This is a genomic window from Myroides albus, from assembly GCF_009711045.1.
Lineage (GTDB): Bacteria > Bacteroidota > Bacteroidia > Flavobacteriales > Flavobacteriaceae > Flavobacterium > Flavobacterium album_A.
In genome coordinates, this window is record NZ_WMJX01000031.1 from 1 (window position 1) to 26,599 (window position 26,599).

General features: G+C 32.8%; 30 protein-coding genes. 27 read left to right on the plus strand and 3 right to left on the minus strand.

The features are described from left to right. Positions 1 to 2,454: 2,454 nt before the first annotated feature. The 6 genes from GJV76_RS11885 (at position 2,455) to GJV76_RS11915 (ending at position 10,355) form a co-directional block, all read left to right on the plus strand. Positions 2,455 to 3,966, plus strand: coding sequence for a Fic family protein (locus tag GJV76_RS11885; RefSeq protein WP_155092837.1), 1,512 nt, complete (start codon positions 2,455 to 2,457; stop codon positions 3,964 to 3,966). A gap of 389 nt (positions 3,967 to 4,355) precedes the next feature. Beyond that, positions 4,356 to 6,098, plus strand: a complete 1,743-nt coding sequence (locus tag GJV76_RS11890; protein ID WP_155092838.1) for an McrB family protein — start codon at positions 4,356 to 4,358, stop codon at positions 6,096 to 6,098. Further along, positions 6,070 to 8,403, plus strand: coding sequence for a DUF2357 domain-containing protein (locus GJV76_RS11895; RefSeq protein ID WP_155092839.1), 2,334 nt, complete (start codon positions 6,070 to 6,072; stop codon positions 8,401 to 8,403). Before GJV76_RS11890 ends, GJV76_RS11895 begins: the two co-directional genes overlap by 29 nt. 274 nt (positions 8,404 to 8,677) lie before the next feature. Further along, positions 8,678 to 9,205: a hypothetical protein gene (locus GJV76_RS11905; RefSeq protein WP_155092840.1), complete on the plus strand. Its 528-nt coding sequence runs from the start codon at positions 8,678 to 8,680 to the stop codon at positions 9,203 to 9,205. A 150-nt stretch (positions 9,206 to 9,355) separates the two neighbouring features. Next, on the plus strand, positions 9,356 to 9,742 hold the full coding sequence (locus tag GJV76_RS11910; protein ID WP_230381545.1) for a VOC family protein: 387 nt from the start codon (positions 9,356 to 9,358) through the stop codon (positions 9,740 to 9,742). 145 nt (positions 9,743 to 9,887) lie between these two features. Then, the gene (locus GJV76_RS11915) at positions 9,888 to 10,355 is read left to right on the plus strand and encodes a hypothetical protein (RefSeq protein WP_155092841.1); all 468 of its coding nucleotides are present in this window, start codon (positions 9,888 to 9,890) and stop codon (positions 10,353 to 10,355) included. Positions 10,356 to 10,431: 76 nt separating this feature from the next. Here GJV76_RS11915 and GJV76_RS11920 read toward each other — a convergent pair whose 3' ends face one another. After that, on the minus strand, positions 10,432 to 11,688 hold the full coding sequence (locus GJV76_RS11920) for a retropepsin-like aspartic protease (protein ID WP_155092842.1): 1,257 nt from the start codon (positions 11,686 to 11,688) through the stop codon (positions 10,432 to 10,434). 140 nt (positions 11,689 to 11,828) lie between these two features. Here GJV76_RS11920 and GJV76_RS11925 point away from each other — a divergent pair, with 140 nt between their 5' ends. The 3 genes from GJV76_RS11925 to GJV76_RS11935 are packed head-to-tail and all read left to right on the plus strand — an operon-like array spanning position 11,829 to position 13,499. Continuing rightward, on the plus strand, positions 11,829 to 12,500 hold the full coding sequence (locus tag GJV76_RS11925) for a DUF6304 family protein (RefSeq protein ID WP_155092843.1): 672 nt from the start codon (positions 11,829 to 11,831) through the stop codon (positions 12,498 to 12,500). Position 12,501: 1 nt separating this feature from the next. Then, positions 12,502 to 12,804, plus strand: a complete 303-nt coding sequence (locus GJV76_RS11930) for a DUF2695 domain-containing protein (protein ID WP_230381546.1) — start codon at positions 12,502 to 12,504, stop codon at positions 12,802 to 12,804. Positions 12,805 to 12,836: 32 nt separating this feature from the next. Continuing rightward, positions 12,837 to 13,499: a VOC family protein gene (locus tag GJV76_RS11935; protein ID WP_155092844.1), complete on the plus strand. Its 663-nt coding sequence runs from the start codon at positions 12,837 to 12,839 to the stop codon at positions 13,497 to 13,499. 10 nt (positions 13,500 to 13,509) lie between these two features. Here the strand turns inward: GJV76_RS11935 and GJV76_RS11940 are convergent, their stop codons facing one another. Continuing rightward, entirely contained in the window at positions 13,510 to 13,854 is a 345-nt protein-coding gene (locus GJV76_RS11940) for a winged helix-turn-helix transcriptional regulator (RefSeq protein ID WP_155092845.1), read from the minus strand. Positions 13,855 to 13,945: 91 nt separating this feature from the next. Between GJV76_RS11940 and GJV76_RS11945 the strand changes: the two genes are divergently transcribed. The 6 genes from GJV76_RS11945 (at position 13,946) to GJV76_RS11970 (ending at position 18,521) form a co-directional block, all read left to right on the plus strand. Continuing rightward, positions 13,946 to 14,572 (plus strand): redoxin family protein, encoded by a 627-nt coding sequence (locus GJV76_RS11945; protein ID WP_155092846.1) that lies wholly within the window; start codon positions 13,946 to 13,948, stop codon positions 14,570 to 14,572. Between the two features lie 70 nt (positions 14,573 to 14,642). Continuing rightward, on the plus strand, positions 14,643 to 15,266 hold the full coding sequence (locus GJV76_RS11950; RefSeq protein WP_155092847.1) for a hypothetical protein: 624 nt from the start codon (positions 14,643 to 14,645) through the stop codon (positions 15,264 to 15,266). 50 nt (positions 15,267 to 15,316) lie between these two features. Beyond that, positions 15,317 to 16,132, plus strand: coding sequence for a DNA alkylation repair protein (locus GJV76_RS11955; protein ID WP_155092848.1), 816 nt, complete (start codon positions 15,317 to 15,319; stop codon positions 16,130 to 16,132). A gap of 466 nt (positions 16,133 to 16,598) precedes the next feature. Next, positions 16,599 to 17,000 (plus strand): hypothetical protein, encoded by a 402-nt coding sequence (locus tag GJV76_RS11960; protein WP_155092849.1) that lies wholly within the window; start codon positions 16,599 to 16,601, stop codon positions 16,998 to 17,000. A 60-nt stretch (positions 17,001 to 17,060) separates the two neighbouring features. Then, positions 17,061 to 18,029: a DUF4421 family protein gene (locus tag GJV76_RS11965; protein WP_155092850.1), complete on the plus strand. Its 969-nt coding sequence runs from the start codon at positions 17,061 to 17,063 to the stop codon at positions 18,027 to 18,029. Positions 18,030 to 18,083: 54 nt separating this feature from the next. Next, positions 18,084 to 18,521, plus strand: coding sequence for an acyl-CoA thioesterase (locus GJV76_RS11970; protein ID WP_155092851.1), 438 nt, complete (start codon positions 18,084 to 18,086; stop codon positions 18,519 to 18,521). 38 nt (positions 18,522 to 18,559) lie between these two features. Here GJV76_RS11970 and GJV76_RS11975 read toward each other — a convergent pair whose 3' ends face one another. Continuing rightward, positions 18,560 to 18,871, minus strand: coding sequence for a hypothetical protein (locus tag GJV76_RS11975; RefSeq protein WP_230381547.1), 312 nt, complete (start codon positions 18,869 to 18,871; stop codon positions 18,560 to 18,562). Between the two features lie 369 nt (positions 18,872 to 19,240). Here GJV76_RS11975 and GJV76_RS11980 point away from each other — a divergent pair, with 369 nt between their 5' ends. The 12 genes from GJV76_RS11980 (at position 19,241) to GJV76_RS12035 (ending at position 26,545) form a co-directional block, all read left to right on the plus strand. Beyond that, positions 19,241 to 20,281, plus strand: coding sequence for a cytochrome-c peroxidase (locus GJV76_RS11980; RefSeq protein WP_155092853.1), 1,041 nt, complete (start codon positions 19,241 to 19,243; stop codon positions 20,279 to 20,281). 152 nt (positions 20,282 to 20,433) lie between these two features. After that, on the plus strand, positions 20,434 to 21,207 hold the full coding sequence (locus GJV76_RS11985; protein ID WP_155092854.1) for a 3'-5' exonuclease: 774 nt from the start codon (positions 20,434 to 20,436) through the stop codon (positions 21,205 to 21,207). A gap of 17 nt (positions 21,208 to 21,224) precedes the next feature. Further along, positions 21,225 to 21,836, plus strand: coding sequence for a fumarylacetoacetate hydrolase family protein (locus tag GJV76_RS11990; RefSeq protein WP_155092855.1), 612 nt, complete (start codon positions 21,225 to 21,227; stop codon positions 21,834 to 21,836). A gap of 4 nt (positions 21,837 to 21,840) precedes the next feature. Then, positions 21,841 to 22,185: a histidine kinase gene (locus GJV76_RS11995; protein ID WP_155092856.1), complete on the plus strand. Its 345-nt coding sequence runs from the start codon at positions 21,841 to 21,843 to the stop codon at positions 22,183 to 22,185. A gap of 11 nt (positions 22,186 to 22,196) precedes the next feature. Next, positions 22,197 to 23,441, plus strand: a complete 1,245-nt coding sequence (locus GJV76_RS12000; protein ID WP_155092857.1) for a CinA family nicotinamide mononucleotide deamidase-related protein — start codon at positions 22,197 to 22,199, stop codon at positions 23,439 to 23,441. 81 nt (positions 23,442 to 23,522) lie between these two features. After that, on the plus strand, positions 23,523 to 23,759 hold the full coding sequence (rpmB, locus tag GJV76_RS12005; protein ID WP_006260304.1) for a 50S ribosomal protein L28: 237 nt from the start codon (positions 23,523 to 23,525) through the stop codon (positions 23,757 to 23,759). Positions 23,760 to 23,784: 25 nt separating this feature from the next. Beyond that, positions 23,785 to 23,967: a 50S ribosomal protein L33 gene (gene rpmG / locus GJV76_RS12010; RefSeq protein WP_006260303.1), complete on the plus strand. Its 183-nt coding sequence runs from the start codon at positions 23,785 to 23,787 to the stop codon at positions 23,965 to 23,967. 10 nt (positions 23,968 to 23,977) lie between these two features. Further along, positions 23,978 to 24,130, plus strand: coding sequence for a DUF4295 domain-containing protein (locus GJV76_RS12015; RefSeq protein ID WP_155092858.1), 153 nt, complete (start codon positions 23,978 to 23,980; stop codon positions 24,128 to 24,130). A gap of 146 nt (positions 24,131 to 24,276) precedes the next feature. After that, a complete protein-coding gene (gene ftsY / locus GJV76_RS12020) occupies positions 24,277 to 25,230 on the plus strand; it encodes a signal recognition particle-docking protein FtsY (RefSeq protein WP_155092859.1) in 954 nt (317 codons plus the stop codon). A gap of 7 nt (positions 25,231 to 25,237) precedes the next feature. Further along, positions 25,238 to 25,666: a hypothetical protein gene (locus GJV76_RS12025; protein ID WP_155092860.1), complete on the plus strand. Its 429-nt coding sequence runs from the start codon at positions 25,238 to 25,240 to the stop codon at positions 25,664 to 25,666. A gap of 7 nt (positions 25,667 to 25,673) precedes the next feature. Then, on the plus strand, positions 25,674 to 25,985 hold the full coding sequence (locus GJV76_RS12030) for a DUF721 domain-containing protein (RefSeq protein ID WP_160338975.1): 312 nt from the start codon (positions 25,674 to 25,676) through the stop codon (positions 25,983 to 25,985). Positions 25,986 to 26,110: 125 nt separating this feature from the next. Beyond that, positions 26,111 to 26,545, plus strand: a complete 435-nt coding sequence (locus GJV76_RS12035) for an RrF2 family transcriptional regulator (protein ID WP_155092861.1) — start codon at positions 26,111 to 26,113, stop codon at positions 26,543 to 26,545. Positions 26,546 to 26,599 lie beyond the last annotated feature (54 nt).

The window sequence follows — 26,599 nt, forward strand, 5'->3', positions numbered from 1 at the left end:
GCAGTTAAACTCAATGCAATAACTTCTATATCAGTCATTTTAGGTTTTCTTCCAGCAACAATACAAGCATTAAAATCTAACTGCAATGAGTTAATTACATCTAATATTTTTAAATAGTTATTTCGTATATTTGACATAGATATTGGTTTGTTTGAAAATGTCAAGATACTGAAATTCAGTATCTTGACCAATATCTGTCTTAATTATATTCTCTTTTTTTTACGCAATTCATTTCACCCAACGGGTTATTGTAATCAATTGCATCGGAAGCTTTAGTTACTTTTCCATTTGCAATTTTCAAAGTGAAGACTTTTTTACCATCTATTACCTCTTTAGTCTCGACAGGTGTACTTGTAATTGTTGTATATTTAGATTCCCATACAGGTTTTTTATCAGCTCCCGTAGTCAATACCATGTTTTTATCAGTACTTTCTGCTAATTTTTTTGTTCCAATAGATTCATCTTTAATACTAATCTTTGTATCTGCTAAAAGTACACCAGCTCCTGTTTTACCATCATCTTCACCACCTTCGATAGTAATAATACCATCAGTCGTTAAGTTTGCTCCTGTCGGTTTAATTGTATTTTGAGCAACCCATACAGGTTTTTTATCAGCTCCCGTAGTCAATACCATGTTTTCGGCTTTACTTTCTGCTAACTTTTCTATTCCAATAGATTCATTTTTAATACTAATCTTTGTATCTGCTAAAAGTACACCAGCGCCTGTTTTACCATCGTCTTCACCACCTTCGATAGTAATAATACCATCAGTCGTTAAGTCTGCTCCTGTAGGTTTAATTNCGGCTTTACTTTCTGCTAACTTTTCTATTCCAATAGATTCATTTTTAATACTAATCTTTGTATCTGCTAAAAGTACACCAGCTCCTGTTTTACCATCATCTTCACCACCTTCGATAGTAATAATACCATCAGTCGTTAAGTCTGCTCCTGTAGGTTTAATTGTATTTTGAGCAACCCAAGTTACTGTTCCATCATCTGCTGTAGTTAACACTTGACTGTTACCTCCACTTAATATCTTAGAAGTATCTACAGCGTTAGCAGCTATATTTTCCTTACTTACTTGTCCAGCTCCAATCATGCTACTTGTTATGGTACCAGCATTGATACTTAAAGAGATGTTTTTTAACAAAGCATCTGTACCATCCCCTACATTAATCACACCATCAGTACCTGTTGATAATGTACCTTTATTACTGATATTTGTAATCTCTACAATTGGTTTACCTGGTTTCCAAGTAGTACTTGCATGGTCATATACTAATGCTTGTTTATCATCAGCTTCTACTGGTTTTTCAACTGATACTCCATTAATTTTGACAACTGTATTATCTCCAGCAGCTCCTGTTACATCACCGTCTAAGTTAATTTCTGAAGAGTTAGCTGATATTTCGTAATTTACGTTAGTACCTCCTGTGTTAGATGGGATAGTTTTAATCGTAATCCCTGTTCCTTGAGTAAGTTCAACTCCTGTAGCAGTAGAAGTAACTAAACTTTTAATATGGTTGGTAAACGATGTGTCATCTATAAGCTTTTGTGAAATAGCTAATTCATGGTCAACTTTTTTTTCGTCAGTATATGTTAGCTTAACATCAGCACCATCAGAGATTGTTAACGATGTTAAAGTTTCGTCTGTTTGTAAGGTAGTTTTAGCAACAAGTGCATTCCATTTTCCATCTAACCAGAAATAGAAACCTTTTTTTAAGTTTGAAGTACCTTCTCCTGTATTATAGACAAGTAAACTTTCAGGGTAATTAGTCCCTGCAATAGTTGTCTTATCATCTTCATCTTTTAATGATACTCGTGGTACTAATACCCCAAGATTTGTTGCTCCCATATCAAGTATCGAAGATTCATTTGGCAAGGTTGAGCTACCCAACCCCACTCTATTCTGTGCATACATCGAGCTAAGCGACATAAAAGCTAGACCTATTAGTAGTAATTTTCTTTTCATATAGAACTTATAATTAGTTATTGAATTATATTTTGAATTACAAATTTAATTAAATAATTAACATAAATTAGGTGTTTATGTATATATAGTTAACTTTTGTGTTTTTCAATTAGATTTAAATTGTGATTTTTTGTATGATAATTAAATAATATTAGTAAAAAGTAGGTGAATGCTAAGTGATTTGTTGTCAATGAGGTATATTTATTTCGATATTTGCAAAAGTGTTTCAGTTTTAATAGTTTGTTTTTTATATATAGCCAAATGTAGATTAAGGTCGAAATATGCAAGGGATTGTATTTTTTCAAAAGACTAATAATTTATACCTTCGCGGATGAAAAAAAATAATGGTCTTTAGTTTGCTTTGGCATTTAGTGTCAGTGCAGATTATTTCAAATTAGTGTGTATTCTTCCTATTGATTTTTAGGGTTGTATACTTAATTACTAATTGCAAATACTATTATGTAGTTTAAAAACTTAAGAGAATGACTTATTCGGAAATAAAAGTAAAGATTGATAGTCTAAAACAGCAAGTTGAGACTCAAGGAGGTGTGAATAGTGAACAGCTACAAAAGTTATATCATAAGTACCGTTTGGAGTGTAACTATTTTTCAAATTATGCAGAGGGAAATACTTTGGCAAAAGAAGAAGTTCGAAGTATGATTGATGGATTGGTAACTGTTGACAAAAAGCCTCTAAAAGATTTAATGGAAATTAAGAAACACGATGAGGTTTTAAAAGAATTATTAGGAGGGAGTTTGGTAGACTCACACCTGTCTGAAAAGTATATCAAAGAGCTTCATGCCAAGTTAATGTATGAAGAGGATAGCGATAGAAGAGCTGAGCTTGGTCAATGGAAGCAGACTGATAATAGCATGTCTACTTACAAAGGTGAGAAATACACTTTTGTAGCTGCTTCTGCTGTAAAAAAGGAAATGCGAGAATTGATCAATCGCACCAATGAAGCAATCGACTATATTCTAAAAGGTAAAAAGTATGCTCCACATCCTATCGATGTAGCCCTTAATTTTCATGTTGATTTTTTGAAAGTAAGCCCTTTTGATAGAGGAAATGGATTAGTAGCACGCTTATTGAGCAATCAGATTTTAATAGCCTTTGTTTATACGCCATTTTGGATTACGGATAAGGAACAAGAGTTATATGTAAAGTATTTAACAGATGTGCTGTGTTATGATGAACCAAAAGACGATTTGTTTACTCATATTGGGCAACAAATTTTGCGTTCGCAGCAAATGATTGTCGATATACAAGAAGGAAAGTCTATTGAGGAATCGGAGAAATTTTACAATCAAATCGAAATGCTTAAACGTCAGTTAAAGGCTAAAGAGGAGGAGAAAAGTAAAGTAAAGTCAGCCGAGTGGTTAGAGTCGATATTTGTTCACTCTATACGTCCTTTATTTACCGAAGTTGAGCTTCAGGTATTGGAGAGTTTTGGAGATTTGTTCGGTGAGATAGAGGGGCAGTATACATTAGATGTTTCAGAGGAAGAAGTATTGGAAGGTGAAGAAGTACTTGTTAATGTAACGCAGGAGGGTGAAGAAGAAACGATTGCAACTGAAGAAGACGCAGTGGAAGAAGACGCAGTGGAAGAAGACGTAGTGGAAGAAGACGTAGTGGAAGAAGACGCATCAGCTGTTACAGAAGAAGATAATGTTGAGGAAGCATCAACTGTACAAGAAGAAGATTTAGCAGAAGAATTACTACACGTATTTGATTTAGACAATCCTCATATAGCATGGGATAGAGCTGAGGAGATACACTCGGTTATTCGTTTAGGTGGATTTAAACTAATTGAGGGAGCTGCTGCTATTGAGGTAGGAGTATCTTGTAGGTTTACAGAACTAACTTATGTTATTGATTTAGGTGACGGTACAGTATTCGAGAAAGAATACGATCAACAATTAGAAACTGCTGAAATAAAAGCAGTAACTGATTATACTTGTGAGACTATCGTAAAGAAAATTAATGCGTTATAAACGACTCGATTTACTATTGTAAAAGCACTGCCATTTGGCGGTGCTTTTTTGTTTTTGGATTAGTCCTCTTTTAAAAGTATTCATCATTGGCCTTAGTCAAGGTGTTAATGTTAGGAGGAATCTTCGTAATGCTATGTCTAATTTGTTTTGGTTTATGTAGGTATGTTTATTATAAGATAGCGTGTTGTTTGAGTTTGGAAGGTAGGGTGTTTTTTTGAAGAATAGAATAGAGGGGGAATGGGGGGATAGTTTTTATAAATAATAGCACTGCCTATGGGTGGTGCTTTTTTTTGAGGTGAGGAAAACCTTATGAATAAGGTTTAAAGATTGGTTATATTTGTTATAGGATATATGTTAGATTTATAAAATGTAGTAAAACTATATAGACAATGAGTAAAGTAAGAGATATAAAAAGAGAAGATATTTTAAAAGCTATAGAGATAATAAATAGTAACCCTGAACTTAGAAAAAAAAGAAGCTCATCTACTTATGATTTGATATATAATAACAATATGTATCCTCCTATTTTAGTATTATCAGAAGCTAATAAATTAAAAGGAGGGGAAGAATTGTTATTATCTGACTTTGGAAATAGTACAGAGTTACCTTTTAAAATATTACATGATTTAGGTTTTAATATAGTGATGAAGAGAAAAAGTCAATTTAAAGAGTTTTTAGAGAATCAATTTCCTGAAGGATCAGGGGCAATTTCTTCTTATCTACAAGCAATGGATAATTTAGGTGAGTTGCTTAATCAGTCAGGTCAATTGAAAGGTTCTATCTATGGTATCGAAGATGTACAGTTCTTTAATAAATTGTTGGAAGAAGTAAAGATTTATCAAAAGGATATAAGCTCTATATTGTATAGTAAACCTAAATCGTATGCAGATAGAGGATTTTACAGTGCTAGTTTGTCAAAATATATTGAGATGTTAAGTGGAGGTGTAAAAAAAGTTGTTAGAAAAGAAAAGACTATAGTTAGAGATAAAGATCAAGAGTATTTTACTATCAAAGCTTTTACAGATAGTTTAGAAAAATCTAACTTATATTTTGATCCAGTATTAGTAACTCGTTTCGTAACTTCTCTAGTAACCAAGCCTTTTGTGTTGTTAAATGGGTTATCAGGATCAGGAAAGACAAAGTTAGCACAGGCTTTTGTGCAATGGATTTGTCAAGAAGAGACTCAATATAGAATTATACCTGTAGGAGCAGATTGGACTAATAGAGAACCTTTGTTAGGATATCCTGATGGACTAAATGCAACTATGTATGTAACTCCTGATAATGGTGCCTTACAACTAATGTTAGATGCACAGAGTAACCCTAACCTTCCATTCTTTATGATTTTAGACGAGATGAATCTAAGTCATGTAGAACGCTATTTTGCAGATTTCTTAAGTGTGATGGAAAGTAACGATAGTATTAAATTATACACAGGAGATGTTAGGATATGCTCAGAAGGAAGGGGAATCCCTCAGACTATTCAGTGGCCTAATAACCTATTTATTATTGGAACAGTAAATATTGATGAGACTACATATATGTTTAGTCCTAAGGTATTAGATAGAGCCAATGTTATAGAGTTTAGATTAGATGTAAGTGACTTAGGTAAATACTTTTCTTTACCCAATGGTGTCAAATTTACAGAGTTAAAATGTGAAGGAAAAAGAATGTCTAAAGGGTTTCTGACGATGTCAGAAAAGGTAACGAAAACATCTGATAAAGTCGTTCAGGAAGAATTATTAAAGTTTTTTACTGAGCTGTCTAAAGTAGGAGCAGAGTTTGGTTATCGTACAGCAAATGAAGTATTGAAATTGATTAACCAATTGAGTTATTTAGATTATCCTGAGATCTATCAAAAAGAAGGAGTTAAGAAAAAAGATATTATCAATTATAGAATTGATATTGCTATAATGCAAAAGCTGTTACCAAAGCTTCATGGTTCTCGTTCTAAGATTGTGAAGGTATTAGAAACTTTGGTAGAGCTATGTTTAATAAATGCTAAAGATTTTGATATTATTCAAGGAGAGCAGAATATAGATAATATTAAATATCCAATATCTTATGCTAAGTTAATGCGTATGTATCACAATGTGATAGCTAATGGATTTACTAGTTATGCAGAAGCTTAATTTTGAATATAAAAAGATAGATATTTTATCTATTCCTATTCTGGATGGAGTAGTGTTAGAAATAGTTACTGACAGTTCTGATAAACTATATCTATTGGATACTGAAGAAGCTATGGACTATGGAGTAAAACCATATTTAATAGCAGAGGGGCATTACTATGAATATGAATTAGTAGGAAGTACTGAGTATGAATTAGTCTGCTCAGTGAAGAGTATTGTACGTCAATCAAAAAGACAATCTAATAGAGGAAGGTTAGAACCTAATTACTATGTAGGTGTTTTAAGGTTATTTGTAAAACATACAGCAAGCGAGGTAGTCGTAAAGGAGATAGATGTAGAAGTACTAGCTACTAAATTTGATAAGGATCTAGATACAAGCTATCGTACTAATTATCGTCAGATGTTAGAAGATATCACAGATGTCTGTACAGATTTATTGATGGAGGTAGAGGCTCCAGTTTATCAGTCGTATGACGTAGATTATAATAGTAATGCACAGTCATTATATCAAAGATTCTGTTTTGTTAAGTCATTTATTGATTCATCAGAATTTGAGGAGGCTTTACTTCAGGTATTCAACAATCCTTCTACTAAATGGGATGAGGAAAATGAACTACAACCTATTTCTCGTGTTAAACGCATAGGGAGTAAAGAAATTCGACAGTTTACTTCCTCAAGTCAAAGAATTCAGTTAGATAATGTTCATCCATTGTCAAGAGTAATTCCTTCATTACCTCAAAAGATATATTTAGGTCATAAAAAGGAGTCTTATGATACTCCTGAGAATAGATTTGTGAAGTTTGTTCTGAGTGTATTTGTGAACTTTATAGAACATTGTCATCGAGTTTTTAGTAAATATAATAAGAGTTTTGCTGCTGAAGAAGCTCTACTGTTAGGAAAGCATATTAGACAATTAGCTTCTCATTCCTTCTTTGATACGATTCAAGAAGCACAGTCTCTAAAGCTAAATAGTCCAACTCTGCAAAAAAGAGCTGGGTATAGAGAGGTGTTAAATCGTTGGTTACAGTTTGAATTGGCCTCTCAGTTAACTTGGGAGGGAGGCGATGATGTTTATGAAGGTGGAAAGAAGAATATTGCTCAGCTTTATGAGTATTGGATATTCTTCCAACTGAAGCAATTGGTGTGTGATAAGTTTGGTTTAGAGTTTAATAGTTCGGACTTAATTAAGGTAGATAAAGATGGGCTACAAGTTATATTAAAAGAAGGTAGAGCTTTAGATATAAAAGGGAGAAGTACAGTGAAGTCACGAAATTTATGTATTAGGTTTAGTTATAACCGTTCATTCCGTGGAGGAACTGATGATATGACTAAGGCAGGTAGCTGGACTACTACATTAAGACCAGATTATACATTAAGTATATGGCCAAGTGTGTTTAAAGAGAGTGAAGCTGAAAAAGAAGATGCTATAGTACATATCCACTTCGATGCGAAATATAAGATACAAGATTTTCAGAAAGATGTTGTCGAGGTAGGTACAGAGGAAGAAGTTAAAGAAGAAGAGAGAAAAGGAACATTTAAAAATGTAGACCTACTAAAGATGCATGCTTATAAGGATGCTATTCGTCGTACAGGAGGAGCTTATATTTTGTATCCCGGTAGTAATCAGAAGAGATTTGAAGGCTTTCATGAGATACTACCAGGTTTAGGAGCTTTCTCTATTTGCCCCTCTAAAGAAAATACAGGTATAAAAGAATTGGCTGGTTTTATAGATAAAGTGATAGAACATTTAATCGATAGAACTTCACAGAGAGAACGTATCGTAAATAATAGCTATCAGATATTAAATGAAGAGCGTACTGTATATGAAACTAAAGGTGTCTTACCTCCTTATTTTGATAGAAATAAAGTAGATATTAAGGGGACAAAAGTATTAGTTGGGTATTGTAAGTCAGATAAGCACTTAGAGTGGTATTTAGATAAAGGTTTATATAATTTTAGAATTGGAGATGCAAAAGGAGCAGTAGATTTAAAGTTTGTTATTGAAGCAGAATATCTTTTATTAAGAGAGGCGGGAGAATTGCAAGCTTCTAAATTATTTAAAATAGATAGGACAAGAAGTTATGATTATTATAGTCATCAAAAAATAAAAGGTTTAGGATATCCAGTAAATAGTCGAGCAAAAGATTATTTAATGGTAGCTTTTGATGAGGTAATAGATTTTAATGGGTTAATATTCGATTATATGGCTATGAGTGAATATGAGAAGAATAGTAATCCTGTAGGCTTACCTTTTGTTGTAACTTTAGAAGACTTGTTTAAAGTACGTGTATTGCTAGAAGAATAACTAGTGTATTTAGTGGTTATTTAATTCTAATATTAAAAGAGTTTTCGGATGCCTATTATTATAAAACTCTTTGTCAAGATAAGCAAAAAGATAATGTAGCAAATGATACATTTAAGTTATTCGTGGAATATAATAAGATGGGATACTCTATCAATGAAGCGAATGCTAGGTATGAGTTATATCCCTACCAAATAAAACAAAAATATTCAAATTAGTTATTGAAGGGAGAATTTTATTTATAATAATATCTACATTTGCTCAAAATATAAAAGGTATGAAAAAAGCATTAATGCTCGTGTGTTTAATAGCGTTAACGATTAGTTGTAAACAAAAGGACTCGGCTACAGCAGGAACTGAAACAGTAGATAATGTAACTGAGATAGTTGTCAGTGAAAAAGTAAATCAATTGCAAAGTGAACTACTTGTTCCGATGGAGATTGTTAATGCAGAGGCTACAGAAGTAACTGCAAAATACGGACTTGAATTTGGAGGAAGTTGTTATGCTTGTGATGTAGCAAATGTAATCGTGGATGGAGAGATGATAAATTTAATGAACGCATGTGATCTACATACGCAAATATCCTATAAGATTACTAAAATAGAAGAGATGGATAACGTGATTGTTATACACACTCCTCTTAATGAGTTTGTATTTAAGAGAGTGGATGAATATCCTGTATATCAATTAACAGTGAAAGGACAAGAGATTGATCAAAAGCTATACAGACCAGCGGGTTTCTATACGCTTAAGAGTTTGCTGGAGTCTTTTGAAGTTCACGACTGTGGAGATTTTGAGGGATAGGAGTTGGTTTACAGTGACTAATAAAAAGATATAAAAAAAGTCGGAGTTAATACTTCGACTTTTTGTTTTTGTATGTAACAATTTCACCATATAGAATACTTACCTTGTAGTATAAATTAAATAGAAGAAGAATTTTTTAGATAGAAAGGAATGATAAAATACAGTTATACTATTATGTATGTAGTGGATGTAGAAGCTACTATTCAGTTTTATGAACAGGCTTTTGGGTTTGTAAGAAAGTTTGTCACTCCAGAGCAAGATTATGGAGAGTTGATATCAGGAGATACAACGATTGCATTTGCACATATTGATTTAGCCTTGAGTAATTTGAGTAAAGGCTATCAACAGGTGAATAAAGAGAAACCTTTTGGGATAGAGTTGGGATTTGTTGTCGATGATGTACTCTCAGCTATAGAGAAGGTAGAACAAGCAGGAGGCACAATACATGAGTCTGTGACAGTAAAGCCGTGGGGACAGACGGTAGGTTATGTGTTAGATAATAATGGTTTTTTAATTGAATTGTGTACGAGTATGTAAAAAGTATCCAAAAAGGATAAAATTGTTTTTAGAATTAGCTGTAGTTTTGTACAAAATACCAATTACTTGTATGAATGATAATTCATTTTTTTACTTTGTAAGGTATTGATATTTAGGTAGTATTGTCATCATTAAATAGTTCGAAATGGTAGTTTGGTCAGGACGTGGTATTTTAGCGTTAATATTCTTTTTGATAGGATGTGTTGTGCCAAGAATTGTATTTGGAAAAGAAGTAAGTGGAGAACTTGTTTTTTCTATAGGGACATTACTTGCAGGTATAGCAACATGGGTATTGGGTGTATTGTGGAATGAAGAAAAGATATTGTTTCACGAAGAAGATAATCAATACTATCGTTATAAAAACAATCACACTTTATTCTGGATACCAATGCAATATATTGGAGTGCTATATCTTATTAGCTCAGTCGTGACAATGTGGAAGGTATCTGTATGGGGGGCTATAGGACTAAGTATCATCGCTGTAATCGTTTTATTTTTTAAGAAGATAAAAGACAGTGACTTATTTTCGTTAGCAGATAAAAAACAAATTGTAAGTAAATTCGATAAAATAGAAAAAGTTGAAGAGAATGAATCAATATGGCAGAATAGATGAAATGGTACTTTGAATCATTCAAGATTTTGATCATCTTTTTAACAAATAGGCCTGGTTTTAAACCAGGCCTATTTGTTTATTCTAATTTTAGGTAGTTGTGATTAAAACTTATAATTACCTTTTTGTACTGAGATAAAATATCTTGACCTATATTTCCGTAATTATAGGGGCCATATACATCTATATTGTTGAAGTCAATCAACATTTCGGGTAATTTGATTTTCTTATTTGTTAGCCAAAACTTTTGGTTTTTGAGCAGATAAAGGTTTTGTGTTTTTTCTTGTGCTCCAGCACTACTTGTTGTGGTAGTTATTTTCTTTGCTTTTGCGCTGATTTCTTCTTTAAATAAATCAAATAGAGGTTTGCTAAATTGACTTTTCTGAGCACCTGTATCTAAATTAAAAGGAAGTTGTTCTCCTTTGTATTTGAGTAATAAGATTGGTCTTAGATATTCAAAATATAAGTTCTTATCGCTATTGTTGTCTTGTATGTTTTTAGCAAATGTTAGTTGGTTTTTCTCAAAAGTAATTGTACCTAAGTCTTTTGCTATTGGAAATCCAATGATGCCGTGTATTTTGTATTTTCCATTGGCAAAAGTAAATGCCTCATCAGGATAAACGAGGAAAACAGCATTAGTGACGGTTAAACTGCCAATCTGTAGTTTTGGTGCAATAGCTAATAGCACCTTATTGTTGACTCCTGTAAAGCTTCTTGCGGTTACGTTATTATCGGGTAAGATTGTGAAGTTCATCTCTTTTGCTAAAGATATTGTAATACAGTTGAGACCTGCTCCTGTATCAAAGACAAAATCTTTTTGGGTGTTGTTTGCTGTTACTTCGATAGTCGTTAGGTTAGCTAAGTCTTTCTGGGTAACAATTTCTACAGTTTTAAAACTGCTAATTTCTTGGTTAGGCACATCTTTTAAAGTAAACCATATATTTAAGTTATTTTGCTCATCACTTAGCTCTTCAGGACTTAGTTTGTCTTTGAAGTTCTCCAATATGTGTTTTGAAGCTAAATAAGCTTGGTTATAATTGAAAAGTTTGATATTATTTTCACTTGCGAGTTTCCAGTATTCTATCTTTTGTAGGAATAACGAATCTTCTTCTATTAGCTTTTCTAAATACTGTTGAGAGGTTTTGGGTTGATTTACACTGCTGTAATATACTGCATCGAAGAAGTATTTGTCTTTTTCTTGATTTGTTTTATTCTTTAAATGTAACTCACCGTATTTGTGTTGTACAACCAATTTGTGTAGGTCTGGGTTTAAATGTATTTGAGCGTTGAGCGTAGAACAGATAATTAAACATAGAAAAAGTATTGTTTTTTTCATAACTATAGGATTGGTAGTGCAATAGTAGTTTATTTTCTATTAAGAATAAGAATAATTTTTATTGACTTAGGGCGTTTTATTGTTGTTAACAAGGACATATTTTGTAAATGGTCGTAGATTTGATCGTATAAGTGTAAGCTATGATTTATAAAGGAAGATATAAACATAAGGATTATCACCTGCCCATTGACGTGTTGAATGACGGTAGATATTTAACTGTAAGTATAGGCGATGCAACTTTTAAAGGATCAGAATTTACAGATCTTTGTTATCAAGGAAACGAAGTTATATCGAATAATGAATTTTATTCCGTTACCAAAGATCAAAGGAGATCATTGTGCAATTGTACGCTGGAATTGGATATACTTCAGTTTTTGTGTTGTAGTGGTCAAACAGAACAACCCATTCCTATTCAATTGCGATTAGCAGCTGAAATAGGTAATTATACCTTGGAGAAGCAATCAATAGCTCATGAGGGAATTTGTTTGTCCTTTGATTTAGGTAAAAGTACCTTATGTGGTAAAGGGGATACTATAGAAACAGCATTTGATCAAGTAGTGAAACAGTTACCTCAGGGGTATTATTTCAAGAATTGCTATGGTTGTTTGTATGGTGATTACAGTATATATGGAAATAGTGCTTTTGGGACGATGATGTGCTTTAGTCAATTACAGGAGCATTATAAGAATGTGACAAATAAGATTGAGTATGAGATACTCTGTCAAGAAGAAAGGGATAAGATTGCTATTGTACAAGAGATAGCATTATGTGAAAAATTTGAAGTAAGGGGAGTCAAGGGAGCATTTAGGTAATATGATGAATGATAAGCAGATTGAAAAACAACGCAAAAGGGAATTAAAGCAACAATGGCAAGAAGAACAACAAAGGTTATTTGAAGAGAGCTTGCCTATGGAGAGAGCATTTTTTACTCAATTGTTTGACGCATTAGATGAGCAACTTGAGATTTGTGGATGTGATCATACGAGTTCGAAAACAGTGGAGATACTGAATAGAATTGATATTAAGAATATTGAAGGTGTAGTAGTGTGGTTAAGAGAGCACGGTGGCTATTGCGATTGTGAGGTACTATGGAATGTAGAGGAGTACTTTGAATAGTTAAACAGAATAATTTAAACAATAAAAATATTATGTATATAGTAAATGTAGATATAGAAACGACAGATCTAAGTAAAAGTAAAGTGTTCTATACAGAAGTTTTGGAATTTGAATTATTGGAGGAGTCCTCAGCGTTTTTTTCAGTTCAGGCAGGGGAAACTATTCTTACTCTAAAAGCAGTAAGTACTCCTGTGGAGATTTATCACTTAGCATTTAATATTCCTTCTTCTCAATTGAATGAGTCATTGAAATGGGCGGAAGGTAAATTAGATTTGATAAAAAATGTTGAGGGTAATCTGGTAACTACTTTTGAGGAGTGGAAAGCGCAGTCTATCTATTTTAGAGATAATGATGGCAATATATTGGAATTCATAGCAAGAGAAGATATACAGTTATCAATTGATGGGCCTTTCAATCCTGCACAAATTACGTGTATTAGTGAAATTGGATTGGTAGTGGAAAACCCAATAAAACAAGCGGAGAAGTTAATAGCAGAATATGATTTGTCGTATTTTGACAAGGCTAAACCAACAGAAAGTTTCTTAGCATTAGGAGATGATCAAGGGTTACTCATTATGGTAAGTCCTAATCGAAATTGGTATCCTACTTCTATTCCTGCCAAGTATTCAAATCTCAGCGCTATTATAGAATCAAATGAAATGATGATTTCTATTGATAGTCAGGAGCTAAAATAAGAGAAGGAGACTATTTATTAGTCTCTTTTTGTTTTAATAAGGTCTCTCCCCAAGCATTTAATTTCCATAGTACTTCTACTAATTGTTCTCCTAATGAGGTTAGATGATATTCTACCTTTGGCGGAAGTTCATTATAATTTACTTTGTATAATACTCCATCTTGTTCTAACTCTTTTAGTTGTTGATTGAGTACGCGGCGGTCTACTTTCATAATTCCTTTAAGCATTTCACTTGGGCGTTTATGACCTTGGTTGATCTGCCAAACGATGGGAATCTTCCACTTTCCACTGATTGCATTAACAGCAAATTCAAGTGGACAAATTTTTTCTTCTATTGCTCGTGCCTTTGTATTCATAAAAGTGACTTTTTTATCCCTATGGGGGGAATATATGCGGTATTGTATAGTAATAAACGGATTATCACCTTTGCAAAAATAAGACTTTATTATGAAAGAAATAAAACAGGCATTAGCCGAGGTGACTCAAGGTATGCAAACGCAATTACCTATAGAAGTATTAACAGCATTTGGCGATTCGATAGCAGATTTGAAAACACAAGAATTTGGTAGAGTATCTGAAGTGGGAATGGCGTTTCCTTCTGTCCCAGTAGTTGATGAGAATGAGCAGTTGATTTCCATTGTCGATTTGTTTAAAGGGAAGAAAGCGTTGGTAAGTTTTGTAAGGGGAAGTTGGTGTCCTTTTTGTAATGTAGAGCTTGCTCATCTAATGAGTTATCAAAAAGAATTGGAAGAAAAAGGCGTTGAGGTAATTGTGGTATCTCCTATGAATGTTGCACTCTTAAAGAAATGGAAAGCTGAGATGCAAATGCCTTTTCGCATTGTACAAGATTGGGGATTGGCGATAGGTAAGGCCTTGGGGATTAATTTTGAACTTCAAGATTTTGTGCAACCACATTATGAAGCTTTAGGTTTAGATTTGAAGCTTTTAAATCAGACTGAGAAAGTGGAATTATCAGTACCCGCTGTGTACTTTGTAGACGAAGAAGGGATGATTGGTTATAGATATTTGGACGTGGATTATAGCAATCGCTTAGACCTAAAAAGTATACTGTAAAAATTAAATAGGTTTTGACTTTAGTATTATAATTATAATTGTTAAATTGTGATTAAAATTAATTAAAGTTATGACTAATCGTGTTTTTTTATTTGTATGCGTAGTTTTTTGTTCTCTTATTGCGACTTCGTGTAAAAGTGATACAATAAACACAGATGATATAATGCTGATGTACGAACGAGCATTGTCTGTAGATGATAAGCTTTCAAATAGTTTGCTGGAGCAAATTACACAGGAAAGTGAGTTGGAATATACAGAGTCAAGTATTAGTGTTGTCAAACCAGTAGTCAAAGTATTTAATTGTATTAATGCTATTAAAGATTGGTCTGAAGTATCAACAAAAGAGTTTGCTACTAAGGTTGTGGTTGGTTTAACTACTTTATACTACAATGATAAACATGAAATTCAAAAAATTGTTGTGCGTAAGATAGATAAAGAAATGTTAGATGCTTATTATTTTGATAAGAATCGCATAGCTTTGGTTGTTAGTCAACAGTTGGTGTTTCATGTAGATAGAAATTCCGATGAGTTTAATGTGGATCAGTGTATGTACGTCAAGGAGGTAAATTACTTTATAGAGGGCGAACTTGCTGTAATAACGAGTAATATTGAATCGAGTTTCTCTTTAGCAGAGTATTATATCAAAGAAGTTGATAAGAAGATAAAGGATAAGATAAAAAAATTGAAATCATAATGGATCATTAAATAAAGCTCACTGGGCTTTATTTTTTTATAAGAAAGGAAATGGAAAAAAGGAAAGGAGCTCGATCAATAAAAGATATTCCAGTAGATGTATTATCTGGTTTGAATGCGGGGGAATTGTCAAGTGTTAATTTGACAGAGTGGTTAGCTATTGATCAGCGTGTTTTAGTCAAGAATGTTTTAATCTCTTTGGATAGAGAGAATTATATCAACTGTGTTTTAGATGCCGTAGACGGTTTAGAAAAGAAAACAGTAAACACTATAAATCAGTGTATCGGATATACACTATATCATTTGTCTAATGAAGATAGCGATAGTGAACTCTTTCATTTACTAAAGAATCACAAGAGTGATTTGGTTCGTTGTTGGGCTACTTATTTTATTCATTATAACGAGTCGTTTACTATTGCCGATAAACTCATGGCCATTAGAGATTTTGCTGCTGATAGTCATTTTGGAGTGAGAGAGATTTGTTGGATGGCTGTGCGAGAGGATATTATTGAGCACTTAGAAGAAAGTTTGAGTCTATTGTTTGAATGGACGAAAGATGAGAATGAGTATATCCGCAGGTTTACTACTGAATCAACTCGTCCAAGAGGTGTTTGGTGTAAGCATATAAATGAATTAAAAGAGAAACCAGAATTAGGATTACCGTTGTTAGAAGCGCTAAAAGGGGATTCATCAAAATATGTAAAAGATAGTGTCGCTAATTGGTTAAATGATGCATCGAAATCTCAACCTACTTTTGTTGAGGAAACTTGTATGAGATGGTGGAACTCCTCAGATAAGAGTAAGTCAATGTATGCGTTTGTCATGAAAGCACTGAGAAGTCTAAAAGAAGTTAATATTAAAATTTAGTTATAAATGCTTATGTCCTTTAAAAGGAAAAGGGCTAAATAAGAGGGGCTAATAACTGCTATTAATTGTCAAAACTTTAAAAAGTATCCTTTTTGGATAAAAAGTGTTAAAGGAAAGGAGGGGTTGTAGATGTTTTATTTGTTATTTTTGAATAAAATATTGTGAATAATGTATGTTGATTCTTCGTATTTTTAATTTATTATTACTAATTAAGTGAAATATGTATTATTATTAAATAAAAATAACTTTAATTGCTTTAAGTTGATAATTGTATTAAAAAAATAACTTATTGTGTACTTATGTATTAAAAATGTGTTATTATTTATCTTTTTTGATATAAAAATCTTTGATTTTTCTTTGTGAATGCTCGTTTATTGATAGAGTCTGAAAACGAAAGCTATATTGTGTTAAGAACTAATGTTTTACTATCTTCGCTTGTGAAAAGAAAAATTAAAATTTGTTGTTTATGAAAGCAAAAGTACAGTACAATGACTTCGTAGGAAGTGTAGCAGCTGATATCTCAGATACAATCGCTGCAAATAAGGGGAATTACATTAGTAGTATAGGCGACTACTTTAATGTAGATAGTAACAAGTTTAAGGTAGTAGGAGTTTCATTGACAGGTATACACAATTTTGAAATTGTTTTGATTTGTGTTGACCTTGAAAGAAGCACTCCTTTGAAAGATCACGTTGTGAAAATGAAAATGGATCTTGATGCTGAGGGACAAAAGAAAATGCTTGATTTACTATTTAAACGATTAAATTTTGTATTGTTTGATTCAGGAGAAGAGAAGTATTCTGAAGCTAATTGCGATGAAGTTGTTAACTTCGAAGATTTTCACCAGTTTGATTATGATGAAAATTAAAAGAATAAATAATTAAATGATGAAAAACCTTTAGTTTTGACTAAAGGTTTTTTTTATTGCATGAAATTAAAATACAGTATAATTAGTTTAGTTGCTTTGTTCTATTGGCCAACTTTCGGCCAAGTAGATTCTTTGTATGTTGGCAAGTATCAGACCAATTATGGTATAAAAATATTTGGGACGCGTGACTTATTGTCTTTAGATTACACTTTAGAGGATTCGGACAAGTATTCTTTTGAACCAAATAAACCAACCAGTATAGGGTTAGGATTTTCGTGGAAGAATTCATCTTTGAGTTATAGTTACGGCTTTCCGTTTCTGAGAGATAAGGCAAAAGCAAAAACAAAAGCCAGGGATTTGAAGTATCATTACTACGGCAAGAATCAAGTATTAGATATATATTTTCAGCAGTATAAAGGGTTCTCCTTGCCAATCTCTAAGAGCAATGAGTATAATCACTATGACAATTTAAAGATTAACCTTTATGGAGTATTGTATCAGCACGTTTTTAATTCGCGTAAGTATTCTGTTGCAGCAGCTTATGACAATAGTGAAAAGCAGTTGAAATCAGCTGGTTCTTTATTGGTAGGTGCAGGTGTTTTTTATAGTACTTTAAAAAATATTCCTTCTTTTTCAGATATCATATCTGACTACGATAAGAGAACGATTAGCATCGGGCCTCATGTGGGTTATGGTTACAATTGGGTTGCTTTCCGCAATTTTTTAGTAGCAGGTTCCTTTACTCTTGGAATAAATGGAGCTATTGAAAAGAATTTGCTCACTGATAATACACGTTTTATTGTCAATCCTCAGGTGATGGGAAGATTTGCTTTGTATTATCAAAGTGATGATTGGGTGATAGGTGTGACTTCTATCTTAAACTCACTTTACTTGAACTTTAAAGATGAATATCAAACACAGTTGACCAATAATAGTTTTAGGTTTTCAATAACGAAGCGATTCTCATTAAAGAAAGATCCTAAGATTCTACAGTATGATTTGGTTGATATAGTGAAAAAGAAACGCTAACTATTGCGTGTGTATTGGCACATTTTTATATCTTTCAAAAAAAGTTTATAACAGATGGAATTTAATATAACAGATTATCGATTTTTTGCACCATTAGAAGTTCGCTGGAATGATATGGACGCCTTGGGACATGTTAATAATGTTTATTATATAGAGTATTTTCAAATAGGTAGAGGGAAGTATGTGGACGAAGCATCTCGAACTTGGGATTGGATGAAGGATATGTTCGTAATTGCGAACATTACTTGTAACTATATAAAGGAAATTAAATTAAATGTAAGAAATCCCAGGATAGGTGTGCGTATTTCTAGATTGGGTACTAAGAGTTTCGATATCGAATACGCTATAATCAGTGATGGGAAAGACAATAGTATTATAGTACATGCTATGGGAACAAGTGCTCAGGTAATGGTAGATATGAGGGAGAAAAAAACAATTGAAATACCTGAATGGTTTAAGGAGGAAGTTAAGGGGTATGAACCTGCTTTATAATAAAAGAAAGCTATACTTTTAAGTATAGCTTTCTTTTATTAATATTTGGAGTTTCTCCATATAGCAATGTCTGCGAGAATCTTATCTGTATCAGCATTTGCTTCTTTAACATAGTTTGGGTTGTATAAGGTATAAGATGATTTATTGACTCTTAATCTCACTTCATGATCACTTATAATCCTTACGATGATTTCTCTATCTTCATCAATGAATTCTTGGTATTTTGTTACCTCACTATTTTCTTTTAGAGATAAAAAGACTGGTTTCGAGTCGTTGTTTAACTTTTTGTCTTGTTGATAAACTAACGTTGCCTCGCCATTGTTATATGTGAAGTAGTAGTTTTTAAACATAAAAGTTTTAGCTGAGTAGATATTGTTGTTACTTTTATTTAACGAGTACGGTGAGGATACTATTGTTTCAGTTGTCTGGCAGCTTGTAAGAAACAATAAGCCAACTGTAATAGTCGATAATGTTAAAAAACTTTTCATAGTAAGTTGAATTGGTTACCACCAAAATAGAATAATATTTTAATAAAACAAAATAATATTTATTCAATGTGTTTTTTTTAGATAGTTTATTTGAATTATTAATATGTTTTATTACTTGTTTTTAAGTAAACGTTATTTTGGTTTAATCTGATATTTGTCATAATTATAGTATAGTAGTATGGGTAATTTTAGTGTATAAAACTAATAGCGACAATACTAAAATAATTAACCATGAAAAAAGTGTTAGCACTTGCAGTGCTTTGTTCTTTTGTAGCTTGTAAAAAGACAACGACAACTCAAGAGAATACAGAATCGAACAATATAGAGTCAGAGTTATTAACTAAAGCGAAAACATTCTTTCAACCTATTTCATCAGTAGAATACGAAAAGCTGGACGACAATAAAGTAGCATTAGGTAAGTATCTTTATTTTGACACTCGTCTTTCAGGCGAGGGAAATATAAGTTGTAACTCCTGTCATAATCTTGAAACTTTTGGAGTAGATAATAAAGCGTTTTCACCAGGTGATGACGGATCTTTAGGTGGACGAAATTCGCCAACAGTGTTTCATGCTTCGTTGCATAAAATGCAATTTTGGGATGGTAGAGCCAAGGATGTTGAGGAACAAGCAGGAGGACCTATATTAAATCCTGTAGAACACAATATTAAAAGTGAAAAACAATTGATAGATCGCATAAAAAAAATTGAGATGTATCAAAAGATGTTCGCAGAGGTATATCAAGGGGAAGCAGACCCAATTACATTTGAAAATCTGACAGGAGCTATCGGTGCCTTCGAAAGAACTTTAAACCCAGAGAGTAGATTTGACAAGTTTTTAGAAGGTGATGATAAAGCTTTAACTGCCCAAGAGAAAAAAGGTCTCGAAGAATTTATTAGTACAGGGTGTATTACTTGTCATAATGGTGTGGCATTGGGTGGACAAATGTTTCAGAAATTTGGAGTATATGGAGATTACTGGGAGTTGACAAAATCTAAAAATATAGATGCAGGGTTATACGATTTATCTAAAAAAGAAGGAGAGAAATATATGTTTAAAGTTCCAGGATTGCGCAATATTCAACATACAAGTCCTTATTTCCACGATGGTTCAATCGTAGACTTGAAAGAAGCTGTTCGCATTATGGGAAAACTTCAAAGCAACAAAGAGTTGACGGATGAACAGGTAAATGACATTACAGCATTTTTAGAAAGTTTGTCATGTGATATTGAAGATGAAGTAAAAAAATCTCCATTTGAAGAAAAAGTAGGCTAATAATAGAATTTTAATATTTTTAAAATCAGAGATAGGTTATCTAATTATTGTAGATGACCTATTTTTGTTTCATGTAATTGATAAAAGTTAACTATTTTACATATTACCTACTGATTTACATTTCCTATATTTGTAGTTAAACAATTTGAATAATGGAGTTGAAATTAAATAGACCTATTTGTTTTTTTGATTTAGAGACAACAGGCATCGATGTAGCAAGAGATAGAATCGTAGAAATAGCAATCTTAAAAGTATTTCCGAATGGGAATAAGGAAAGTAAAACTTGGTTAGTGAATCCCGAGCGCCCTATTCCTCCTCAGTCAATAGCTATACACGGAATAACTGACGAGAAAGTTGCAAATGAACCAACTTTTAAGGAGTTAGCACCGCTTATTTTTAATATGATAAAAGATTCAGACTTGGCTGGTTTCAACTCGGATCGTTTTGACATTCCTTTATTGGTCGAAGAGTTGTTGCGTGCAGGTGTTGATTTTGATATGGGAAATCGCGTATCTGTAGATATACAAACTATTTTTCACAAGAAAGAAGAGCGAACTTTAAGTGCAGCTTATCGCTTTTATTGTAATGAATCTTTGGAAAATGCGCATTCAGCTGAGGCAGATACAAATGCAACTTATGAAATCTTGAAAGCTCAATTGGATCGTTACGAGGATTTGGAAAATGATATGAAGTTTTTATCTGAGTTTACTACGCGTAAGAAAAGTGTTGATTTTGCAGGTTTTATTGCATTGAACGAAGATGATCAAGAGATTTTTACTTTTGGAAAACACAAAGGTGCGCTTGTTGAAGAAGTATTAGAGAATGAGCCAGGCTATTATGGTTGGATTCAGAATGCTGATTTTCCTTTGTATACCAAAAAAGTGTTGACAGCAATTAAATTGCGAAAACTGAATACTAAGTTTTAAATTAAAAGTAATAGAATATGAAAATTCTATGTATTGGTCGTAATTATGTTGATCATATTGAGGAGTTAAATAATGAACGACCAGCAGAACCTGTCTTGTTTATTAAGCCTGATTCTGCTTTATTGGGAAAAGAGGTGCCTTTTGTTATTCCTGAATTTTCAAATGACGTGCATTACGAAGTTGAAGTAGTGGTAAAAATCACCAAGGTAGGAAAGTATATCGAACCGAAGTTTGCTTCAAAATACTATGATGAAGTAACATTGGGAATTGATTTTACAGCAAGAGATGTACAGTCTAGGCTAAAAGAGAAAGGCTTGCCATGGGAGAAGGCTAAATCGTTTGATGGGGCTGCAGCTGTGGGAGAGTTTTTTGATAAGAGTGAGCTTAGTAATCTTTATGATAGCGTTTTTACATTAGAACAGAATAACAATATAGTTCAAAAGGCGTCTACCTCTCAGATGATTTGGAATATTGATGAAGTTATAGCTGAAGTGTCAAAGTATTTTACGTTGAAAAAAGGCGATTTAATATTTACAGGAACACCTGCAGGAGTGGGTAAAGTTTTTGAAGGAGATGTTCTTGAAGCTACAATCGAAGGCAAGAAGGTACTGCGTTTAAATGTAAAATAATTGTATGGCGTTATATTACGATTTAGGACCTTTATATAGGGAGTATAATAATGATAAGGAGTTAGTACGCGCCCGACTGATTGATTTTCTATTGGACTCAAAAAAGCGATTAAAGAAGATTAAAAAGGGGATTGACGAGAAAGAGTATGCTAAAGTAGAAAAGCATATAAAGAGCTTAAAACCTTCCTTGGAGTTTTTAGGTGTTGATCAAGCTATTGACGAGGCTAATCAAATTCAAGAGTGGACTTTGGATCAAGGAAAGACAAAGGAAGTGAAAGAAATTTTCAAATCTTTTCAAATGCATGTGAAAAATGCTCGTAAAGAGATAAAGAAAGATTTTGACTTATAAAGCGAATACTTATGCACGCAAGCATTGTAACGATTGGAGATGAAATATTGATAGGTCAAATTATCGATACTAACTCTGCGTATTTAGCTAAGGAATTAGATAAACTTGGTTTTCAGGTCGATGAGATCCTTACTATTTCAGATAAAAGTGAGGAGATAAAGAAGGCTTTGGCGAATTGTGTTGGAAAACGTGACTTGGTTATTTTAACTGGTGGTTTAGGTCCGACTAAGGATGATGTTACTAAGAAGGTCTTTTGTGAGTTTTTTGATGATGTCTTAGTTGAGAATAGCAAAGTACTTGAACACGTCACTGTACTGTTGGAAAGTATTTTTAAAAAGCCTATTTCTGATATTAATAAGCAACAGGCTTTAGTACCTTCTACTTCTACTGTTTTATTTAATACAGTAGGTACTGCTCCAGGTATGTTGATGCAAAAAGAGAATACCACTTTTGTTTCTTTTCCAGGAGTTCCTTTTGAAATGAAAACCATTTTTGAAGAAGAATTAGTGCCTTATATTAAGAAACACTTTCAAGGTGTATTTAATGTTCATAAAACGATAATCACTTATGGTATTGGCGAGAGTTTATTAGCTGAATATTTAGCAGAGTGGGAAGATAGAATGCCTCCAAATATAAAGCTTGCTTATCTGCCAAGTCCTGGGAAAGTTAGATTGCGATTATCAACCAGGGGGAGTGATCGTGAATTATTATTGAAAGAGATTGATAATCAGGTTTCTTTGATTCCCGAAAAGGTATTGCCTTACATAAGGGCATATGAAGATATTGATTTTCCTGAAATTGTCATAAAAGAGTTGCAAAATCGAAATAAAACTATTTCTTTTGCAGAAAGTTGTACAGGTGGACGTTTTGCAGTTTTGTTCAATGCGTTACCAGGTTCCTCGGCTTACTTTAAAGGAGGAATTATTTGTTATGCAACAGAGAGTAAAGTAAGTATTTTAGGAGTTAATCCTGAAACAATACAACAACATTCAGTAGTTAGTGAAGAGGTAGCTATGGAAATGGCACTGCAATCGCGATTAAAGTTTAAGAGTGATTACGCTATAGCAACTACTGGAAATGCTGGACCGTCGAAGGGAGATTCTGATGTTGAAGTAGGAACAGTATATATTGGGATTGCAACACCTTCTCGTATATTTGCAAAAAAATATGAGTTAGGACAACCAAGGGAAAAGGTTATAAATAGCGCAATAGCAAAGGGTTTAGAATTGATATATAATGAAATATTAAAAAAATAACCTAAAAGAATTTGTAAGATAATTTTCTTTTTCGTTACTTTGCACCCTGATTTTGAATATTGAAATAAAAGATAAGAAATAATGTCAAGAGTTTGTGAAATTACTGGTAAAAGAGCAATGGTTGGAAACAACGTTTCTCACGCGATGAATAAAACTAAGAGAAAGTTTTCTGTAAACTTAGTTAAAAAACGTTTCTACATTGCTGAAGAAGACAGATGGGTAACATTGAAATTATCAACATCTGCATTAAAAACAATTAATAAAAAAGGTATTACTGCGGTATTGAAAGATGCTAAAGCAAAAGGGTTAGTAAAATAATTCATACCACAAAAAATAGAATAAGATGGCAAAGAAAGGTAACAGAATACAAGTAATCTTAGAATGTACTGAACATAAAGCATCTGGTTTACCAGGAACTTCAAGATACATTACGACTAAGAATAAGAAAAACACACCTGATAGATTGGAGATTAAAAAATTCAACCCTATCATGAAGAAAGTAACAGTTCACAAAGAAATTAAATAATTAGTTAGTCATGGCAAAGAAAACCGTAGCAACTTTAAGAACATCTTCTAAGAAGTTGACTAAAGCGATAAAAATGGTTAAATCACCAAAAACTGGTGCTTACACATTTGTTGAGTCTGTTATGGCTCCTGATTTTGTGGATGAATTCTTTAACAAGAAGTAATTTTACCATTATAAAATCTTGAAAAAAAGCTGTCTGATAAGGCAGCTTTTTTTATTTTGAATAATTATAGTTTATTCTTGACGAATAAAAGAATATATAGTTATAAATAGATATTTTCTATATTTGTAGCTATTAATAGGTGTATTATGAGTTTTTTTAAGAAGTTATTTTCTTCTGATAAGAAGGAAACTTTAGATAAAGGTCTTGAAAAGTCGAAGACTTCTTTTTTCTCTAAATTAACTAAGGCTGTTGCTGGAAAGTCTAAGGTTGATGACGATGTATTGGATAATTTAGAGGAAGTTCTTGTTAGTTCAGATGTTGGTGTAAATACAACACTTAAAATTATCGAACGCATAGAGGAAAGAGTTTCTCGTGACAAGTATGTTGGTACAGAAGAATTAAATCAAATTTTAAGAGAGGAGATTGCTGGTTTACTATCCGAAACTAAATCTGGAGAGGCAACTGAATTTGAAGTTCCTAAGGATAAAAAGCCTTATGTCATTATGGTAGTAGGAGTAAACGGTGCTGGTAAAACAACCACAATTGGAAAATTGGCTTATCAATTTAAGAAAGCTGGCTTGAGTGTTGTTTTAGGTGCTGCAGATACCTTTAGAGCTGCTGCGATAGATCAGTTGCAGGTTTGGGCAGATAGAGTTGGCGTGCCAATTGTTAGACAACAAATGGGAAGTGACCCTGCTTCTGTAGCGTTTGATACCTTGCAGTCAGCTGTTACTCAAAATGCCGATGTAGTGATCATTGATACTGCTGGACGTTTACACAATAAGGTTAATCTAATGAATGAATTGTCTAAGGTGAAACGCGTTATGCAAAAAGTTGTTGGAGATGCACCTCATGATGTATTACTTGTTTTAGATGGTTCTACAGGGCAAAATGCTTTTGAACAAGCAAAACAATTTACTGCCGCTACAGAGGTGAATTGCCTTGCTGTAACTAAGTTAGATGGAACTGCTAAAGGTGGTGTTGTGATTGGTATTTCTGATCAGTTCCAAATACCTGTTAAGTATATAGGTGTTGGTGAAGGGATTGAAGACTTGCAAGTGTTTAATAAGTATGAGTTCGTTGATTCATTCTTTAAATAGTAGAAATATGAGATATTTATATTCTTTTTTAGCTTTAACTATGCTATTCGTTACTTTTGGTTGTAGCCAAAGTATCAATTCTGGTGACATAAAAGAAATTAATGGGTACTGGGAAATAGTGAAGGCTAAGCTGCCAAATGAAGAAGAAAAAGATTATACTATTAATTCTTCCATCGATTTTTTTCAAATTGAGGAAAATGGAGTTGGATTTCGCCAAAAGGTAATGCCTCAGTTTAACGGAGAATACCTTACTAATGACATCCAAGAAGATCTAACAGTTGAGTTTACAAATGAAGGTACCTTCTTGCATTATAAAACAGAATTTGCTGAATGGAAAGAGGAGATTGTCAAGATTAATAAGGAACAACTTGTTGTCAAGAATGAGAATGATATCATGTATTACTACAAGAGACCTGTTCCATTTAGTTTGAAGTAATTATATCGTGAAAAAATTTGAAGTACATAAACGCCTTAGAGAGGAGAGTAGTATCCAAGATATCTTAAAGATCATTATTAAGGAGAATAACCTTGAAAGTGGTATTGACAATTTAGATGTTAAGAATGCTTGGCGATCTATTTTAGGTCCTGGAATTGCTAATTATACTCAAGACGTATTTCTCAAGCGCAATACTCTTTATGTAGCATTGTCTTCGCCAATAGTCAGGGAAGAACTTACGTATGGAAAGTCTAAGATTATTGCATTATTGAATGAAGAGCTGGGCAAAGAAGTTGTGAAGGATATTGTATTTAGATAAAGAAATATTAAAAGCTGTAAAATAAGGTGTTATTATTTACAGCTTTTTTTTAGTGCTAAATAGAAGATGTTTTTGTCTTTTATATTAAAATGTTTTTATATCTTTGTAATGTTAAAAAGTGAAATATGTTTTCAAAAGCTTGCGAATATGCTATTCGTTCTGTTGTGTTTATTTCAGTGTCATCATTGAAAGGGGAACGCGTAGGCTTTAAAGAGATTGCCAAGGAGATTGATGCTCCGGAAGCTTTTACTGCTAAGATATTACAAAAGCTTTCTAAAAGTGGTATCGTCGAATCCGTGAAGGGAGTGGGAGGTGGATTTGAGATCCCCATAACTAATCTCGATAGCATTAAGTTATGTGAGGTGGTGAATATCATCGATGGTGATTCGATATACAAGGGATGTGGTTTAGGGTTAGCACAGTGCTCGGAAACTCATCCATGCCCTGTTCATTTTAAATTTAAAGCTATCCGAGAGGGGTTGCGACAAATGTTAGAGAATACAACTTTAAGAGAGTTAGCCAATGGTACCAAGTCTGGTGATACTTTCTTAAAAGTGTAATCATAGATAGGGAATTTATTCCCTTTTTTTTAAAACTAATAAAAGACAAAAATA

What these genes read in the sequence shown, in the direction of transcription:
- GJV76_RS11885 (WP_155092837.1), top strand. Translation starts at nt 2,455, where the DNA reads ATGACTTATTCGGAAATAAAAGTAAAGATTGATAGTCTAAAACAGCAA.
- GJV76_RS11890 (WP_155092838.1), top strand. Translation starts at nt 4,356, where the DNA reads ATGAGTAAAGTAAGAGATATAAAAAGAGAAGATATTTTAAAAGCTATA.
- GJV76_RS11895 (WP_155092839.1), top strand. Translation starts at nt 6,070, where the DNA reads ATGGATTTACTAGTTATGCAGAAGCTTAATTTTGAATATAAAAAGATA.
- GJV76_RS11905 (WP_155092840.1), top strand. Translation starts at nt 8,678, where the DNA reads ATGAAAAAAGCATTAATGCTCGTGTGTTTAATAGCGTTAACGATTAGT.
- GJV76_RS11910 (WP_230381545.1), top strand. Translation starts at nt 9,356, where the DNA reads ATGATAAAATACAGTTATACTATTATGTATGTAGTGGATGTAGAAGCT.
- GJV76_RS11915 (WP_155092841.1), top strand. Translation starts at nt 9,888, where the DNA reads ATGGTAGTTTGGTCAGGACGTGGTATTTTAGCGTTAATATTCTTTTTG.
- GJV76_RS11920 (WP_155092842.1), bottom strand. Translation starts at nt 11,688, where the DNA reads ATGAAAAAAACAATACTTTTTCTATGTTTAATTATCTGTTCTACGCTC.
- GJV76_RS11925 (WP_155092843.1), top strand. Translation starts at nt 11,829, where the DNA reads ATGATTTATAAAGGAAGATATAAACATAAGGATTATCACCTGCCCATT.
- GJV76_RS11930 (WP_230381546.1), top strand. Translation starts at nt 12,502, where the DNA reads ATGATGAATGATAAGCAGATTGAAAAACAACGCAAAAGGGAATTAAAG.
- GJV76_RS11935 (WP_155092844.1), top strand. Translation starts at nt 12,837, where the DNA reads ATGTATATAGTAAATGTAGATATAGAAACGACAGATCTAAGTAAAAGT.
- GJV76_RS11940 (WP_155092845.1), bottom strand. Translation starts at nt 13,854, where the DNA reads ATGAATACAAAGGCACGAGCAATAGAAGAAAAAATTTGTCCACTTGAA.
- GJV76_RS11945 (WP_155092846.1), top strand. Translation starts at nt 13,946, where the DNA reads ATGAAAGAAATAAAACAGGCATTAGCCGAGGTGACTCAAGGTATGCAA.
- GJV76_RS11950 (WP_155092847.1), top strand. Translation starts at nt 14,643, where the DNA reads ATGACTAATCGTGTTTTTTTATTTGTATGCGTAGTTTTTTGTTCTCTT.
- GJV76_RS11955 (WP_155092848.1), top strand. Translation starts at nt 15,317, where the DNA reads ATGGAAAAAAGGAAAGGAGCTCGATCAATAAAAGATATTCCAGTAGAT.
- GJV76_RS11960 (WP_155092849.1), top strand. Translation starts at nt 16,599, where the DNA reads ATGAAAGCAAAAGTACAGTACAATGACTTCGTAGGAAGTGTAGCAGCT.
- GJV76_RS11965 (WP_155092850.1), top strand. Translation starts at nt 17,061, where the DNA reads ATGAAATTAAAATACAGTATAATTAGTTTAGTTGCTTTGTTCTATTGG.
- GJV76_RS11970 (WP_155092851.1), top strand. Translation starts at nt 18,084, where the DNA reads ATGGAATTTAATATAACAGATTATCGATTTTTTGCACCATTAGAAGTT.
- GJV76_RS11975 (WP_230381547.1), bottom strand. Translation starts at nt 18,871, where the DNA reads ATGTTTAAAAACTACTACTTCACATATAACAATGGCGAGGCAACGTTA.
- GJV76_RS11980 (WP_155092853.1), top strand. Translation starts at nt 19,241, where the DNA reads ATGAAAAAAGTGTTAGCACTTGCAGTGCTTTGTTCTTTTGTAGCTTGT.
- GJV76_RS11985 (WP_155092854.1), top strand. Translation starts at nt 20,434, where the DNA reads ATGGAGTTGAAATTAAATAGACCTATTTGTTTTTTTGATTTAGAGACA.
- GJV76_RS11990 (WP_155092855.1), top strand. Translation starts at nt 21,225, where the DNA reads ATGAAAATTCTATGTATTGGTCGTAATTATGTTGATCATATTGAGGAG.
- GJV76_RS11995 (WP_155092856.1), top strand. Translation starts at nt 21,841, where the DNA reads ATGGCGTTATATTACGATTTAGGACCTTTATATAGGGAGTATAATAAT.
- GJV76_RS12000 (WP_155092857.1), top strand. Translation starts at nt 22,197, where the DNA reads ATGCACGCAAGCATTGTAACGATTGGAGATGAAATATTGATAGGTCAA.
- rpmB (WP_006260304.1), top strand. Translation starts at nt 23,523, where the DNA reads ATGTCAAGAGTTTGTGAAATTACTGGTAAAAGAGCAATGGTTGGAAAC.
- rpmG (WP_006260303.1), top strand. Translation starts at nt 23,785, where the DNA reads ATGGCAAAGAAAGGTAACAGAATACAAGTAATCTTAGAATGTACTGAA.
- GJV76_RS12015 (WP_155092858.1), top strand. Translation starts at nt 23,978, where the DNA reads ATGGCAAAGAAAACCGTAGCAACTTTAAGAACATCTTCTAAGAAGTTG.
- ftsY (WP_155092859.1), top strand. Translation starts at nt 24,277, where the DNA reads ATGAGTTTTTTTAAGAAGTTATTTTCTTCTGATAAGAAGGAAACTTTA.
- GJV76_RS12025 (WP_155092860.1), top strand. Translation starts at nt 25,238, where the DNA reads ATGAGATATTTATATTCTTTTTTAGCTTTAACTATGCTATTCGTTACT.
- GJV76_RS12035 (WP_155092861.1), top strand. Translation starts at nt 26,111, where the DNA reads ATGTTTTCAAAAGCTTGCGAATATGCTATTCGTTCTGTTGTGTTTATT.